Origin of the sequence: Sorangium sp. So ce834 (genome assembly GCF_051521425.1) — a bacterium.
In the GTDB taxonomy this organism is placed as follows: Bacteria; Myxococcota_A; Polyangia; order Polyangiales; family Polyangiaceae; genus Sorangium; species Sorangium cellulosum_D.
The window spans coordinates 11453642-11465677 of the sequence record NZ_CP150351.1 but is presented as its reverse complement, the minus strand read 5'-3'; the positions used below and the strand labels follow the sequence as shown (position 1 = coordinate 11465677).

Genomic DNA, 12036 nt, shown 5'->3' with positions numbered 1-12036 from the left:
GAGGCTGGGCAGCAGGTTGCGCGCCATCCGGGCGCGGATCGAGCGCTCGGGGGAGCCGTTGCTCGACGAGGCTGGCATCCGCCAGGAACTCGCCGAGCGCCGGGGTGGCGTCGCGGCGCTGGAGCTGGAAGACGATGCGCACCTTCGTTGATGCGGGGGTCTTGATCGTCGCGGTGCGAGGTACGGGCAATTATGCAGAGCGCGCTCTCTTGGTCCTCGACGATCAAGGCGATAGCCTGTCGCCAGTGCGTTGTTGAAGCTGGAGGTGCTGCCGAAGCCGCTCTACTTCCGTCGCGCGGAAGAGGTCGAATTCTACGAAACCTTCTTCTCTGAGGTCTGCGACTGGGCACCGCTTTCGGCCGAGCTTTCGGCGCATGCGTTCGCTCCGGCCTCGCAGCTTGGCCAGGCTGGGATGGACGCATTGCACGTCGCGGCGGCGCTCACGCTCGGCGCGGAAGGGATGGTCACAACGAGCTCTTCGCGCCGAGCGACGCCTCGCTGGATCCCTGCCAGGTTGGTCGTCCGTCAGGTTTTGTTGTAGGGTCTCCCCGCGCGGCCCCGGGGTCGCCGCAGCGGAACGAGCACACATGGCGGAAACGACAACGCGCCCGCTCGGGAAAGGCCACCTCGAGGCGCCGAGGTTCCAGATCGCCGACACCCGCCGTGGCGCGGGGCTCGCGCCGGGCAGGAGGGCTGTCGTCGGGCTCGCGTCGGCCGCGGCGGTCGCGCTCTGCGGCGCGGCGGCGCGCGCGCAGGAGCCGGCGCGCGACCCGGTGGCCGCCGAGGCGCTCTTCAAGGCCGCGCGCGCGCTGGTCGACAAGGGCGATTACGCGGCGGGGTGCCCGAAGTTCGAGGCGAGCCTCGCGCTCAACCCCTCGGCGAGCACCATGATCAACATCGCGCGATGCCACGAGCACGACGGCAAGCTCGCGACCGCGTGGCACGATTACAATCGAGCCCTGGTCCTGAACCGCGAGACGGCGGGGGAGCAGCGGCGGCGGAGCCTCGAGCAGATCGCGCAGAAGGAGATCGCGGCCCTCGAGCCGCGCGTGCCGAAGCTCCGCATCGTGGTCGAGGGCGCGCCCGCGGGCGTCGAGGTGCAGCGCGACGGCACGGCGCTCCCGGCGGCCGCGCTGGGCGAGCCGCTGCCGATCGATCCAGGCCCGCACGAGATCCGCGCGAGCGCCCCCGGGCACGAGACGGAGACCCGCGCGATCACGATCGCGGAGGGCCAGACGGAGACGGTCGAGCTCACGCTGCGGCCGGCGGCCGCCGCCGGGGCCGGGGCCGCGGCGGCGCCGGCGAAGGCGGAAGAGGCGCCGGGCGGCGGCGGCGTCCCGGCGTGGGCGTGGGTGTCGGGGGCGGCCGGCATCGCGCTCGTGGGCGCGTCGGTCGGGTTTTTGATCGACGATCTGTCGGCGATCGGCGCATTGCGCGACAACTGCCGCGAGGTCCCGGGCGGGACGTACTGCAACCCAGGCTATGACTTCGCGGCCGACAATGCGCGCAAGAACCGCGATGTCGGCCTGTTCGTCGGCCTCGGCGGCGCGGGGCTCGTCGCCCTGGGGGTGGCGGTGTACGGGATCGTCCGGGCGGGCGGCGAGAGGGAGCCGGCGCGGGCGCAGGGCGCCGTCGCGCTGCCGTGGATCGCGCCGTCCAGCGCGGGCGCCAGCATCTCCGGGAGCTTCTGATGCGCCCAGGGGAGAGCGTGCGAATGCATGGGTCGAGGGCTCTCGTCGGAATCGCGATCTCGATGGTCGCCGGGGGCGCGTGCATCCCTGACGTGGAGCCCGACGTCTTTGTTTTGCCGCGCTGCGACCAGGTCGCGCCCACCTGCGGACCGGAGGCCAAGGAGAGCTGCTGTGCGGAGGGCGAGGTGATGGGCGGCCAGTTCAACCGCCTGAACGACGCGACCTATCCGGCCACGGTGGCCGATTTCCACCTCGATCGCTTCGAGGTGACGGTGGGGCGGTTCCGGCAGTTCGTCGAGGGGTATCCGGCGACGAAGCCGAAGGCGGGCGCGGGCGCGCACCTGCTCATCGAGGGCAGCGGCTGGGATCCGGCGTGGGACGCGAGCTTGCCCGCGGGCAAGGACGAGCTGCGGGCCTCGCTGCAATGCGATTCAAACTTCCGGACGTGGACCGACGAGCCCGCCGGCAACGAGGCGGCGCCCATCAATTGTGTGAGCTGGTATCTCGCGTTCGCGTTCTGCGCCTGGGACGAGGGCCGGCTGCCCACGGAGGCGGAGTGGAACTACGCCGCCGTCGGGGGAAACCAGCACCGCGCGTATCCGTGGGGCGACGAGGCCCCGAGCGAGGAGCTGGCCGTGTACGGCTGCGAGACCACGACGACGGTGTGCCCGATCCCGCCCGTCGGCTCCAGGTCCCCGGCGGGCGACGGGACGTGGGGTCAGGCCGACCTTTCGGGGAGCCTGTTCGAGTGGGTCCTCGACTACCACGCCGATCTCGCGCTGACCGGGAGCTGCGTCAACTGCGCGGCCCTGAGCGACGGAGGCTTCGGGAGGGGCTCCCGCGGAGGGGCGTTCTCTCACGGCGAGGAGACGCTCAGCCCGACGTACCGCATCGGCGAGCTGCCGGAGAGGACGTTGTCCTTTTACGGTATGCGCTGCGCGCGGGACGAGTAGCCAGCTGGCGGCGTCCCGGCGCAGCCGCGCTCCTCGATACGTCTCTCCGGCGTGCCGTATCGCGCTGTGCAGTGCGCATCTGAGCGGCGGAGGGCCGTCGCGTCGGACGTCTCGACGGATGCTTCAGAGATCGTGACGCTCGAGGTACACCTGGAACATAAGTGAGAAGGAAAAGTCGGGCTGGCAGAAGCTCCGCAGCAACGCCTTCTCGTCGTCGTTCATGTCCTTCCGGCCATCGGCGATCTGGGCATCCTTGATGCGGACCAGCACTTCGTTGAACAGCTGGAGTTGCTTCAGTCGCTTGTGATCCAGATCCTTCCGGTCGAGCCTGTACTTCTTGATCGTCGCAAGTCCTTGTGCCGAGCCTTCTCGAGCTCGAATGAGCTCTTTCTCGAACATCAGGTGGGCGGAAGGCTGAGTGTCAGGGGCGCAAGGGTCCAGGCAGTCGGTCACGGGGACGGCCCTGTGGGGCTGCTTTTGGTGATTGCATTCCCAGCAGGCGAGGTAGAGATTTGTCCACATGAACGCGCGCGTCGGATCTTCGGCGACATCTATATAGTGATCAACCTCGCGCCGCGTCTGCTTCGTGCTCTGCTCGCAGTAGAAGCACTTGTGATGGCTCATCGCCTCCAGGGTGGAGACGATGTCGGGGTGTGCATACTGCTTGGAGCTGGGCCGCTTCTGTGGATCTTTTGCGCGCTGCTCCAGGAACGCGGTGCGCCAGCGATCTTCATTTCTAGCGAGCACATCAGGCGCCGGCAGCCGCTTGATCGGGATCATTTCCCCTCTCCGCGTAGCGACTGCAAACGCTCTTCAATGTCGATGTACGAGAAGTACTCGGGGTTCTTGTCCTTGAGCTGCTTCTCGATCTCCTTTCGCCGGACGGAGTCCCCCGCCTCGAAGGCGGCCTTCCGTTCCTCGAGCAGGCGCGAGATCTCCTCGCCGAACGGCTGTGTGCCATCGAATGCGGGGGAAAGCAGGATCTCCTCCACCGGCTTGTTCGCGTACAGATCTGTGGCGTCGTCGACCACGCAGGTCTTCCGCTCCCGATCGTAGCGGCAGACGAACACCCGCGCGCCCGGGACCGAGCCGACGATGAAAGGCGAGTGCGTCGTGGCGATGATCTGAAGATTCGGGAAGATGCTGAGCACGTCGCGCAGAAAGCGCTTCTGCCAGCGAGGATGCAGGTGGTTCTCGGCCTCGTCGATGAGCAGCAGCCCAGGGGTGTTGCAAAGCTCGGAGGCGTCCGTCTCGCGCAAGACGTGCACGGCGTACATCTTGCCCAGCAATCCGATCATGTGCTGGATGAGGTATGCGTTGCCGCTGCTCAGGTTGGAGAGCGGCACGAGCTGGCCGCTCTGCCGCACCATCGGCATGAACGCGCGCCGGTCCACGTGGCTGAGCTCGCCGTCGAGCACGCTGAGCTCGACGATGCGGCGTATGGTCTCGTAGAGGACCTCACCGTCCCGGCGATCGTGGGGATCGTCGCTGCCCCGGAGGTAATCGAAGGCGCAGACGAGCTCGGTCACCGCGGCGTTGCGTTGAATGCCTTTCAGCGCATCGCGCAAGAAGCTCTTCGGCGCAGGTCGCGCGAGTTGGCTGATCGTGTAAGCATCTGCAGGAAGCGAAGAGCGCCAGAAATCCACCACCCAGCTGGGACACTGCTGGCCTCCTTCGACTTCGACAGGAAGACGATATATCTTCGAATTGTGTGGGAGAAAGTCGAACGCCCCTTGTGAATACTGTTTTTGTCTCGAGAGCAGCCTTTCTCGTTGTCCGTCGATGAACAGGGTTGCTTCTATCTGGAATGGCGTTCCGTTCCGCCAGATTGCGCGCTCGAGGCCTCCGTAGTATTCGCCGAACAGTCCCCGAATCGCATCGAGCAGGATCGTTTTCCCGGTCCCGTTTTCGCCGGTGATGATCGCTACCGGTACCGGATCGTCGTGCGCTGACAGGAACTCCAGGCGCGCCTCGTCGAACGGACCGATGTTCTGGATGGACAGATCGAGCAGTCGCATGGGAGACCCATGCGCACCCTAGCACCCCTGCCGGTACATCGGACAGGGCCAGCAGGCAGCCCGGCCGCCCCATCCTCCGTGGCTGAGATCGCCGGACGGACGCGCCTGTGGCAGTTGAGGATCAGGGGCATCGGCGAACCGACCGCTGCCAGCATGGGGGGGCGGTCGAACCGGCCGCCGGTGCGTGGTATCGATGCCGGAAGGGCGGTCGAACCGCTCCCTGATGCCTGGATCGATGCCGGAAGGGCGGTCGGACCGCTCGCGGGCGCGTGGTATCGATGCCGGAAGGGCGGTCGGACCGCTCGCGGGCGCGTGGTATCGATGCCGGAAGGGCGGTCGGACCGCTCGCGGGCGCGTGGTATCGATGCCGGCAAGGCGGTCGAACCGCTCCCCGACGCCTGGATCGATGTCGGAAGGGCGGTCGGGCCGGTCCGCGGAGGCCGTTCGCGGTCCAGGAGGGCGGTCGGACCGGCCGAGAGTGCCCCTGCGCCTCGCGGCAGACCGCTGCCGCAGCCGGCCGCCGAAATGGTGATGCATCCTCGTGCATGCCCGGAATCCACGGGCATGCGACCCAAGTATCCCATTCAGCCTCCCGAGATCCTGTCCTGCCCCACGGCGCCGGCACAGCCCCCGCCGCTCGCCCCGGCCCAGGGCAATCCCATCCCCGCGCCGGCCACGGCGCCTCCGCCGTCCCCGGACACCGCCGCCCCGGACCTCCCCACGGCGCGCTCCGACCCGCGCGGGCCGTTCCGCGCCGCGCAGGTCCGGCCGGGCGACCCGTACGAGCTGTCCCACGGCCACCCCGTCTTCTGCCTGCCCAGCGGCGGGCGCGCCTCGAGCGCCCACCTGCTCGGCGGCGCGGTCGTCGCCTGGGATCCCGCCGTCCGCGAGGCCGGCATCGGCACCGGCTACAGCCCTGCACCCGAGCTGCTCCGCACGCCGCACGTGGCCGTGGGCAACGTGCCCGATACCCCGGGGTGGGCGCCGGGCGCGCCGGCGCTGGCCATCGCATACGCCGACCTCGGCGAGGACGAGGCGCGCCTCACGCAGAAGATTCACGACCTCCTGGCCGCCGGGACCCGCTGGGTCTGGGTCGTCCGCCTCGAAGCACCGCGCCACGTCGAGGTGCACGCGCCCGGCGCGCCGCCGCGGCGCGCGCTCCCGGGAGAGCTGCTGCTCGCGCCCGGCGTGCTGCAGAACCCGCTCGAGGTCGAGGCGCTCTACGATCGGGCCGCGGCGCAGCAGGCCGCCCTCGCCAACCTGCTGCAGCGCGAGGGCCACGCGAGCCTCTCGTCGCTCCGCGAAAGATGCCTCCGCGAGGGCCGCAAGGACGGGCTCCAGCAGTCCGTACGGGACGTGTGCGAGGTGCTCGGCATCGCGCTGTCGTCCGACGACGAGGCGTCGCTCCTCGAGCTCGACGCGGCGGCGCTCGCGGCGCTGCTGGAGCGCCTGAAGCGCGAGCGGCGCTGGCCCCTGCCGTAGGCCCCCCCGAGCGCTGCCCCGGCGGTCGCCGCGGCCGCTGCGGCCCGCCCCGCCACCGCGAGGGCCGCCGCGCGCTCGCCGATCGCGCGCTTGCGCTCGACGCCGGAAATCGGTTAGCCCGATACCTCACGGCGCACGGGGCGCACGGTGGGCATGGTGCAAGGGTAATCGCCGTGGATCTCGACGCCTTGGCCGCGTCCGCTGCCCGCCGCGCGCTGCTCGGCGCGGCGCTCGCCCTCGCCCTCGGCGCGGCCCCCGGCGCCCCGGGCGCGCGCGAGGCCGCGGCCGCAGAGGCGCTCGCCTGGGTGCCGCCGGACAGCGCGCGGGTCGTCTCGTGGAGCAACGGTCCGCAGCAGGGCGCGCCGGCTCCGGAGGGGACGCCCACCGCGCCCATCGCCGCCGATCCGACCGGGCCGATCGCGCTCACGGCGGGGCAGCTGCTCCTCGTGCCCGTGGAGCCCGGCGACCGGCTGGAGGTGCGCGGCGAGGTCGCGGGCGTCGGCCTCGGCTCGGGCGTCGGGGACATGCCCGACGCGATCACGTGGATGCCGCTGCCCCCTCGCAAGGAGGGCGCGCGCGACGTCGCGGTGCCGGCCTGGTCGAGCGCGCGCTTCGTCGCCGTGCGCGCGGCCGTCCCGCGCGGCGCGGAGAGCGCGCGGGTCGCGGTGCGGGTCGCCGCGCGGGAGAGCGCGCCGCTCGCCTGGTACCGCCTCGACGAGGATGTCGCCGCGTGGCTGGGCGGTCGCGCGCCCGCGCCGGCCACCGCGCCGGGCGAGGCCGCCGCGCTGCTCCGGTGGGTCGACGCCGCGCGCGCCGCGCTGTCCGCGCCGGGCGCCGCAGGCGCGAAGGCCGCGCCGCGGGCCGCGGGGGCACCTGCCGCGCCGGGCGCCGCAGGCGCGCCGGCCGCGCCGCGGGCCGCGGGGGCACCTGCCGCGCCGGGCGCCGCTGGCGCGCCGGTCACCCCGGCCCCCGCGCCCCTCGCGCCCGACGCCGCCGCATGGCTCACCGCGCGCTACCTCGAGGAATCGCTGCTCCTCCGGCCGCTCGTCGAGCCGTACTTCGTCGCGCGGGAGGTCGAGCTGCGCGGAGGCCGCGAAGGCCCCGATCTCCCGGCCCTCGAGCGCGCCACGCCCTGGCGCTCGCTCGGGGCCGGCGGGCGGCTCGGGCTCCACGCGCCCGGCGCGGACGTGCTGCGCATCGCCCTCCGGCCGCGCGCGTACGGCGCGACGCGCGTCGTGGTCCGCGCCGGCGGCGCCGTCGTGCGCGAGCTCGCGTGGCGCACCGGGGCCCGGCTCGCGGACGCCGCGCGCTGGCGAGAGCCGCGGTGGATCCGGGTGCCGCTCCCGGTCGACGCGCGCGCGGCGACCGTCGAGGTCGTCGAGGGGGAGATCGCCGTCGCCGCCAGCGGCTACCGGCAGCGCGCCGGCGTCGCCGAGCTCCTCGCGCCGCAGCGCGACCGCCCCGCGCTGCTCGATCGCGCCGCGCAGCGCGACCCCGCCGGCGATCGCGCGCCGGTCCACGCCGAGGCGCCACGGCTCCTCGCCGCCGCCGATCGGGCCGCCGCGCCGGGCGCCGCGAAGGCCGCGGTCGACCTCGCGGCCCGGCCGGCCGTGCCGCCGCCGCTGCGGGCGCTCCTCCTCGCCGAGGCGGTCCGGTGGGCGCCCTCTCCCGGCGCGGCGTTCGCGCGCGCGGCGCAGGCCTATGCGGCGGCGCAGGCCGTGCCGGCGGCGATCGCCGTTCCCCTGCAGCGCGCCGTCCTCGCGCGGCTCGCCGCGGCGCGCGCGGACGCCGGCGCCGGGGCTGCGCCCTGGTCGCCGGCCGCCGACGCGCGGGCACCCGCCGGCGGCGCGCGGGCACCCACCGGCGCCGCGCCGCCGCGCGATCGCGCTGGCGGCGCGCACCCGGATGACGTCGCGGCCGTGTCCGCGCTCAGCGCAGCCCTCCCGCCGCCGCTCGACGGCCGCCGGCCGGTGGGAGCGCCGCTCGCGGAGCGCTACGCGCTCGGCCACGGCGACATCGGGAGCGCGGCGCCGCTCGCGCGCACCACCTGGGCGCGCGAGGCCCCGTGGGACGCGCTCGACATCCCCGAGGGCGTGATCGCGTGGAGCTCGATCGCGCCGCCGCGCGACGCGCCGCCGCCCGGAGGCGCCGGAGCGCCCCAGCCCGCCGCCGCGGACGCGCTCTGCGACGTTAACGCGGAGTCCGGGCTCCGCTGGACGCTGCTCGACACCCCACGCGCCCGGATCGAGGTCGAGGCGCCTCCGGACGCCCACGCGCGGGTGCTCCTCCGGAGCGCCGCGAGCGAGGTGGTCCCGGAGTCGTCGGTGCTCATCGACGGCACGCCGGCCGCGGTGCACGGCGGCGCCGGGCTCACCTCGGTCGTCGCGGTGGCGCCCGGGGTGCGCGTCTTCGAGCGGCCGGCGGGCGCGCCGCCGGTGCTCGCGCGCATCCCGCGCAGCGGGCGCGCTCCCTGCGCGTCGCTGCGCGAGATCATGCAGTGGGCCTGGGTCGACGGCGCCGTGACCTTCGCGCTCCCCGACCCGGAGCGCGCCACGGTGGCGCGCGTCGTCCTCGCGCCGGCCGCCGTGATGGGCGAGGCGGCGCGATCGCCCGGTGCGCAAGGCGCCACCGCGCGAGCTCCTCAGGCCGCGAGCGCGCCGCCCGCCGCCGCGAGCGCGCCGCCCGCCGCCGCGAGCGCGCCGCCCGCCGTCGCCGGTGCGCTGCCCGCCGCCGCCGGTGCGCTGCCCGCCGCCGCCGGTGCGCCGCCCGCCGCCGCCGGCGCGCCGCCCGCCGCCGCCGGCGCGCCGCCCGCCGCCGCCGGCGACACCCGCGTGCTGCGCGTCAGCGTCGGCGCCGCCGTCCACGAGGCCTGGGTGCGCGCGGGCGCCACGGGCGCGATCGAGATCCCGGTCCCCGCCGGCGCCGGCGAGCTGCGCGTCGAGACCGCCGCGCCCGCGCTCCTGCGCGCCGCCGTGCGCCTGCACCCCGCCGCGCCCGCCGAGCCGCGCGTCGTCACGCCGGCGCGCCCGCCGTCCGGCGCGCCCGTCGACGGCACGCTCGAGCAGATCCGGCTCGCCACGCGCGCCCTCCGCAATGCGCCCGCGGCCTCGCGGGCGCGCGCGGCGCTCCACGCGGAGCGGGCGACGTCGCTCGAGGCCCTCGGCTTCCCGGCGCTCGCCGCGCTCGATCGCGCCGCCCCGGGCGACCCCGGGGACGACGAGCAGCTCCCGGGCGCGCCGGCCGCGGGCGCGCCGCCGTCGACCGTGTTCTCCCTGCCGCCGGGCAGCCCGCCGGCGGTCCCGCTCGGCCTGCCCGCGCGCGTGCCGCCGCTGCCGCTGCCCGGCGACCGCGCGCCCCTCGCTACCGCGCGCGCGGCGCGCATCGCCGGCGATCCGCGGCGCGGCGTCGCGCTGCTCGCCGGGCCCGCGGGCGGCAGCTCGGGCGCGGACGCGCTCCTGCTCGGCCTCCTCGCCGAGCGCGCCGGCGAGGCGCGGATCGCCGCCGACGCCTTCACCCGGATCGGGCTCGCCCACGGCTCCTCCGCCGCGCTCGCCCGCGCCGCGAACCTCGCCACCGACGTGGCCGCCGCCGCCCCGGCGCCCGATCGGCGGCTCACCTTGCGCGCCCTCGCGCTCGCCGAGCTCGCCGTGCAGGCGGCCGCCCGCGAGGCTTCCGCGGGCCAGGGCGCCGCGGCTCCCGGGGACGCCGCGGTCTCCGCGAGCGCCGCGCCCGCGGCCTCCGGGGACGCCGCGCCCGCGCCCTCCGGGAAGGCCGCGCCCGCGCCCTCCGCGAGCGCCGCGCCGCGCCCTGCCGCCGCTCCTCCCGCCGGCCCCGCGCCGTCGCCGCCGCTCCAGCTCCCGCCGGCCGCCCTCGCGCGCCTTTCGCCGGTGACCGGCTGGAACGTGCCGCCGCGCGCCGACGCCACGGCCGGCACGGCCACGCTCGAGATCCGGGCCAGGGCCGAGCGCGATCTGCCGCTCCGCGTGCGGGTGCGGCGCGCGCTCGTCGACGCCCCGGAGGCGTCGCTCCTCATCACCGACGGCGCGCGCGCCGAGTTCCGGCTCGACCGGGCCGCGCCGGGCGCGATCGTGCTCGACGGCGCCTGCCGGTCGCTCGACCGCGAGGAGACGCCCTGCGCGTTCTCGATCGCGCTCGACGGCGCGCCGGTCGCGTGCTCCGCGGCGTCCGCGCCGATGGTCGATCGGTGCGTCGTGGAGGTGCCCAAGGGCAGCCACCGCATCGAGGCGCGGCCGCCGTCGGACCGGAGCGTCCTCGGCTGGATCCGCGCGACCGCGGCCGGCGCGGCGCAGCCGTTCTCGGGCCGCGTCCTCTCGACCTGGAACGACATCGATCCGGACCGCCCCCTGGAGCTCGCGTTCGTCGGCCCGACCGTGGTGCGCATCCGCGCCCGCGCCGCCTACGAGTGCGTCGCCTCGCCCCGCGCGCGCGCCGCGCCCGCGGACGGCGGCGATCCGGCCTGCCACCCCGAGGTCGCCGCGGCCACGCCCGCCGGGCAGCTGCGCTTCTCGGTGGCGCCGCTCGACGGCGCGGCCGGCAGCGCCCCGCCCGGCGCGCTGGAGGAGGGAGCCCTCGCGCTCGACCCCTCCGAGGACCGCGAGGCGCGCCGCCTGGGCGTCACGCGCGCGCCGTTCTTCTGGCTCGGCGGCGAGGTCGAGTCCCGCGTCGCCGTCCTCGCCGACGGCCCGCACGTGCTGCGCGTCGCCTCGCCCGGCGGCCGGGCGCTGCTCCGCGTCGAGCTCGCCGTCGCCCACGGCGCGCCCCGGCCGCGCGTGCCGCCGCCCGCGCCGCCGCCGCCTTCGCCCCTCGCGCCCGCGGAGGAGCCGCTCCGGCCCGCGCCCCCGGTGGGAGAGGACCCGGACGCGGGGCCGCTCTCCGTCGGCGGCTACGCGCGCCTCGTCGACGCCGAGCTCACGGAGGAAGATCTCCGCTTGCCGCTCCGCTTCCTCGAGCTCGGCGTCGACGTGCACCGCGAGCTCATCGAGCGGCGCGCCTGGGTCGCGGCCGCGGGGTTCGGGCGCCTGCGCGACGGTCCGGAGAGCTTCGGCGCGGAGGCGCGCTTCGACCTCGGCTCGCGCGGCTGGATCCCCGGCGCGTCGCTGAGTGGCCGCGTCGTGTTCCAGCCCGGCGCCAGCGACGCCGTGGGCGGCAGGGCGAGCGCGAGCGCGTTCTGGTCGATCCCGCTGGGCGAGCTCACCCTCTCGCCGTGGGCGGGCTTCACGTACCTCGCGGTCGACGAGTCGCTCCGGGGTTTCCCGGGCGCCGACAAGGACATCTTCACCCCGTACGCCGCCGAGCACCGGACGCAGGCCTCGCTCGGCGCGCGCCTCAGGCACCGGCCGTTCGTCGACGCGCTCGTCACGGCGGGCACGTCGCTGCGGCTGAGCCCGGTGCCATCGACCCTCGATCGCGTCGACGCGACGCTCGACCTCGACCTGCTCCCCGGCCGCGGGCTGTTCCCGTGGATCCAGCTCGGCTGGCTCGCGAGCTACCGGCCCGAGAACGAGACGCGCGACGAGGCCTTCCTGCGCGACGCGTTCACCGCGGGGCTCACGTTCTGGAGCTGGCTCTCGCGCGGACACCGCGTCTCGCTGGGCGCGGAGGGGACGTTCCTGTTCGACATCCCGAGCCCTGCAGAGACGTCACCGCGCCTGTCGGCGGTGCTCTTCGCCCGCTACGACTACACCGCCGGCCGCGGCCTGCGCGACTTCCCGCCGCAGTCGACGCCGTTCCGCGACCGGCAGGAGGAGGGGAGCGGGCTCATCGAGCGGCAGCGGCCCGCGGTCGAGCCGTCGTGGGAAGACCCGTAGAGCTTGGGGGAGCGGCCAGCGCCGGCGCTCCGCGGCGCCGCCGAGCGTGGCGCACGCTCCGCGC

8 protein-coding genes are annotated in these 12036 nt (G+C 75.2%); 6 read left to right on the top strand and 2 right to left on the bottom strand.

The features are described 5' to 3' along the window. The first annotated feature begins 16 nt into the window (after nt 1-16). From WMF20_RS42130 to WMF20_RS42115, 4 genes are all read left to right on the top strand, one after another. The gene (locus WMF20_RS42130) at nt 17-151 is read left to right on the top strand and encodes a hypothetical protein (RefSeq protein ID WP_437607309.1); all 135 of its coding nucleotides are present in this window, start codon (nt 17-19) and stop codon (nt 149-151) included. 99 nt (nt 152-250) lie between these two features. Continuing rightward, on the top strand, nt 251-541 hold the full coding sequence (locus WMF20_RS42125) for a hypothetical protein (RefSeq protein WP_437607308.1): 291 nt from the start codon (nt 251-253) through the stop codon (nt 539-541). Between the two features lie 46 nt (nt 542-587). Next, nucleotides 588-1691, top strand: coding sequence for a PEGA domain-containing protein (locus WMF20_RS42120; RefSeq protein ID WP_437607307.1), 1104 nt, complete (start codon nt 588-590; stop codon nt 1689-1691). Between the two features lie 92 nt (nt 1692-1783). Next, nucleotides 1784-2644, top strand: a complete 861-nt coding sequence (locus WMF20_RS42115; protein WP_437607306.1) for a formylglycine-generating enzyme family protein — start codon at nt 1784-1786, stop codon at nt 2642-2644. A gap of 123 nt (nt 2645-2767) precedes the next feature. On the opposite strand, the gene WMF20_RS42110 is transcribed toward WMF20_RS42115, so the two are convergent. Together WMF20_RS42110 and WMF20_RS42105 are read right to left on the bottom strand one after the other, a co-directional pair. Beyond that, nucleotides 2768-3424, bottom strand: coding sequence for an HNH endonuclease (locus WMF20_RS42110; protein ID WP_437607305.1), 657 nt, complete (start codon nt 3422-3424; stop codon nt 2768-2770). Continuing rightward, nucleotides 3421-4662: an AAA family ATPase gene (locus tag WMF20_RS42105; protein ID WP_437607304.1), complete on the bottom strand. Its 1242-nt coding sequence runs from the start codon at nt 4660-4662 to the stop codon at nt 3421-3423. The genes WMF20_RS42110 and WMF20_RS42105 overlap by 4 nt, the downstream gene beginning before the upstream one ends. 564 nt (nt 4663-5226) lie before the next feature. Here WMF20_RS42105 and WMF20_RS42100 point away from each other — a divergent pair. After that, nucleotides 5227-6144, top strand: a complete 918-nt coding sequence (locus WMF20_RS42100; RefSeq protein WP_437607303.1) for a hypothetical protein — start codon at nt 5227-5229, stop codon at nt 6142-6144. A 173-nt stretch (nt 6145-6317) separates the two neighbouring features. Then, nucleotides 6318-11972: a hypothetical protein gene (locus tag WMF20_RS42095; protein ID WP_437607302.1), complete on the top strand. Its 5655-nt coding sequence runs from the start codon at nt 6318-6320 to the stop codon at nt 11970-11972. The last annotated feature ends 64 nt before the right edge of the window (nt 11973-12036 follow it).

Excerpts from the sequence above, each read along its gene's own strand:
- WMF20_RS42100 (WP_437607303.1), top strand. The coding sequence starts at position 5,227 with ATGCGACCCAAGTATCCCATTCAGCCTCCCGAGATCCTGTCCTGCCCC.
- WMF20_RS42120 (WP_437607307.1), top strand. The coding sequence starts at position 588 with ATGGCGGAAACGACAACGCGCCCGCTCGGGAAAGGCCACCTCGAGGCG.
- WMF20_RS42110 (WP_437607305.1), bottom strand. The coding sequence starts at position 3,424 with ATGATCCCGATCAAGCGGCTGCCGGCGCCTGATGTGCTCGCTAGAAAT.
- WMF20_RS42105 (WP_437607304.1), bottom strand. The coding sequence starts at position 4,662 with ATGCGACTGCTCGATCTGTCCATCCAGAACATCGGTCCGTTCGACGAG.